This window comes from uncultured Campylobacter sp., assembly GCF_937997595.1.
Classification (GTDB): domain Bacteria; phylum Campylobacterota; class Campylobacteria; order Campylobacterales; family Campylobacteraceae; genus Campylobacter_B.
Window position 1 is genome coordinate 1 of record NZ_CALKTS010000334.1, and the last position, 3,294, is coordinate 3,294.

Sequence of the window (3,294 nt, forward strand, 5' to 3'; positions counted from 1 at the left end):
GCGACGGATGGAAGCACCATCTAAGCAGCGACGGCACCTCGCTCGCCTCCAAGTTCGACCCCTCCGAGCGCACGCTAAAGATCGAGGGCAACGACAAGCCGTTCGTGCTGTTTTTCTATACCAGCAGCTGCGGCGCGTGCAAAGCCCAAGTGCCCGTGCTAAACGAGCTGCAAGCTAGCGGAGATGCACTGATTATCGGCGTTTTAGGTGATGGTAAAGGTCTGGAAGCCGATGCCGCGGTCGCTCGCGAAAAGGGGATAAAATTCCCAAGCGTCAGCGGCGCAAACTCCGTAAAATACTTCGAATCCATCGTAGGCGGCATTTTCGGCACCCCCACGTCGGTGATCTACGATAAAAACGGCAAAGCGGTCAAAAAGCTCATCGGCCTCTACCCCAAATCCGCCTTCGAAACGCAGCTCAAGCTTATGAATTAACGAGCGAAATTTAATGCAGCCGGATTTACGGCGGCGGATTGCAAATGCCCACTAAAATAACACTTCGAGTTTAAAATTCCTTTCAACTTGCAGATGCCTTTGCGTTTAAATTTCAAAATTTAGGCGCGCAGCGGATTTAAGTATTCGCCGAGTTTTGCTAAAATTAGCTTTGTCACTAAGCTGCTTAAAGGGCTAAAAAGCGGCAATATTAAAATATAAAGGATACTTCAATGAGTAAAAAATCCCTTGCTTTAGGCGCTGCCGCGATACTTTGCGGCACGCTAAGCCTAAACGCCGAGGCTGCGGCGCAGAGCGCGCAAATAGATCTGAAATTTAACGCCGCAAGTTTTACACAAGAAAGCGTGATCGTAGGCGGCAAAAAGATAAAATTTCGCGCCTACAAAAATATAATCTACGTCGCAAAACCCGTAAGCGCGCACTATCAGAGCATGAATATCTTCATCCCGCAGCAGTATTTTGAGGGGCGCAAGAGCGGCAAATTTGACGCCGCGAGCGCGCCGGTATTTTTACCCAACGGCGTGGGCGGCTACATGCCGGGCGAAGCGGGCGAGGTCAAAATAGACGCAAGCGGCAAACCAAACGCGATCGCTACGGCGCTTTCGCGCGGTTACGTCGTAGCCGCTCCCGCAGCGCGCGGACGCACGCTAAAGGGCGCAACCGGCGATTATATCGGCAAGGCGCCCGCAGCGATCGTCGATCTAAAAGCCGCCGTGCGGTATCTGAAATTTAACGACGCGGCGATGCCCGGGGACGCAAACAAGATCGTCTCAAACGGCACGAGCGCGGGCGGAGCGCTCTCGGCGCTTTTGGGCACGAGCGGGGACGAGGTCGCGTACGAGCCGTATCTGCAGGAGCTGGGCGCTGCAAAGGCGAGCGATAAAATTTACGCGGCGTCGCTATACTGCCCGATCACAAATCTGAAGCACGCGGACGCTGCGTATGAGTGGATGTTCGGCGCGCAGAGCGAATATGAAAAGATGGATTTTAGCGGGCTTGATGCGGCGGGATTTAACGAGCGCGGCGAAAATTCTAGCGGCGGAGATCTAAAAGCAAATTCCAAAAAAGGCGCAAATCAAAGCGCCACAAAGCCCGCGCGCAAGATGATAAGCGGCAAGCTAAGCGCGGCACAGATTAAAATTTCAGACGAGCTAAAGGCGCAATTCCCTGCCTATCTGAACTCGCTAAGCTTAAAGGATGGGGGCGGTCGCGCGCTAAGCCTGGATAAAAACGGCGACGGCAGCTTCAAAGACTACATAAACGAGCTCATATCGGCCTCGTTTGCTAATTTTGCGGCGAAAAATCCGCGCGCGAAGGCGCCCCTATACCTCGCCGCCAAGATCAAGGATGATGCACCCCAATCGCATATGCTTTTTTGGGGCTACGCGACCTCCGAGCCGCGCGCCAAGACCCCGCCCGCATTCGACGGCTTCGCGCTTGAAAATCCCGAAAACGAGCTGTTCGGCGGCGCTAAATTTAATGCGGCGCATTTTACGGATTTTAGCGCGATGAATGACCCCGCCAAAGGGGTGCTAATCGCAGGTGCACAGCTCGTGGAGATGATGGATGCGATGAGCTTCGTGCGCAACGAAAACGGCGCGAAGCATTACCGCATCCGACACGGTGCGAGCGATCGCGATACGGCGCTTGCGATCCCTGCTATTTTGGCGCTTAGCTTGCAAAACGCGGGCAAAAACGTCGATTTTGCGGTGCCTTGGGGGCAAGGACACGCCGGCGATTACGATCTTGAGGAGCTTTTTAACTGGATCGACAAAGTAGTTGCGCAGTAGGCTTAACGGGCGAAATTTTACTTTGGATTTAGAATTTTGCCCGCAGCTCTGCCTTAAAATTTTAGCGTCGCCACAAGGCGCGCAACGGCTTGAAATTTTGCGGCTAGCATTTAAAAAATTCCACAGAATTTTATCGCGGCAAAACGGCGCGAATTAAATTTTATCGGCCGCGATGATTTATGGCGCGGAGTTTTAGCGCGATCTACGCTAAAATTTCGGCACAATCAAATTCTGCGGGCTAAATTTCAAATTTAAAAACCGAAGTATGCGATAAAATTTCACAGCGTTTATGCACTTCCGATCGCAAGAATTTGAGCACGCAGGTATCGTGCATGAGCGCGCATTCGACGCGCAGGCGATTAAAATACGCCAAAATGAACGCAAAAACTCAAAGAAGCACGGTAAGCAGGCTAAATTTTAAAGGCGCACATTTCGCGATCTCCCACAGGTCCAAACCCGCTTTTGCTATCCATTCGGCCTGCTTAAATAATCCACTGGCGCCCAAAAAGCGCCGTTTGGGGTCTGTATCTTTGCGATGTGTGTATAAATTTCATAATTTAACGGCGCTTTTAAGCACCGCTTAGCCTATTAAAGACCAACGCACGCCGCGGCAGCATCGTTTCCTAAAACCGGGCGTGCTAGCATCTTTGCGGCAGAGGCGCAACTAGGCGCTAAATTTAACGCTAGCCCTCCTTGCACCGCCTCTCTAGCTCGGTGTGCGGCAGCACCCTTTGCGACGCGAGGTCTAAATGTAAGCCCTTCCCTCGCCGCGCCGCAAAAGAGCTTTTAAAATTTTAACGCCCTAGCCTTTTGCGATCTCGTAAAAACCGTCTTTAAAAACGACCTTACCCGCATCCACAAGACGCTTTAAAAGCTGCGCGCTTGCTTCGTCAAACATCGCCTCCACGTCGCTCGTGCGCTGCGGGCGGCGTGAGAGAGTGCGCAAAATTTCATCCTCGTTAAAGCTCAGCCGCTCGCTTGCGTATTTGGGTGCGGCGATGATATTTACGTTTTGATTTTCGATGAAAGTAGCCAGATAGCGCAGCTGCGCC

At 52.2% G+C, this 3,294-nt stretch carries 2 protein-coding genes and 1 pseudogene; 2 read left to right on the plus strand and 1 reads right to left on the minus strand.

What is annotated here, in order from left to right; genetic code table 11:
* Window positions 1-434 (plus strand): TlpA disulfide reductase family protein (locus Q0614_RS11340; RefSeq protein WP_298788790.1); only part of this gene is annotated, 434 nt, incomplete at its 5' end.
* A 230-nt stretch (window positions 435-664) separates the two neighbouring features.
* Window positions 665-2,242, plus strand: coding sequence for a subtype B tannase (locus tag Q0614_RS11345; RefSeq protein ID WP_298788792.1), 1,578 nt, complete (start codon window positions 665-667; stop codon window positions 2,240-2,242).
* An 802-nt stretch (window positions 2,243-3,044) separates the two neighbouring features.
* Here Q0614_RS11345 and Q0614_RS11350 read toward each other — a convergent pair.
* A pseudogene (locus Q0614_RS11350) lies at window positions 3,045-3,294 on the minus strand (hypothetical protein); the annotation flags it as partial.

Bases quoted from the DNA above. Each gene is read 5' to 3' on its own strand.
- Q0614_RS11345 (WP_298788792.1), top strand. From the start codon at position 665: ATGAGTAAAAAATCCCTTGCTTTAGGCGCTGCCGCGATACTTTGCGGC.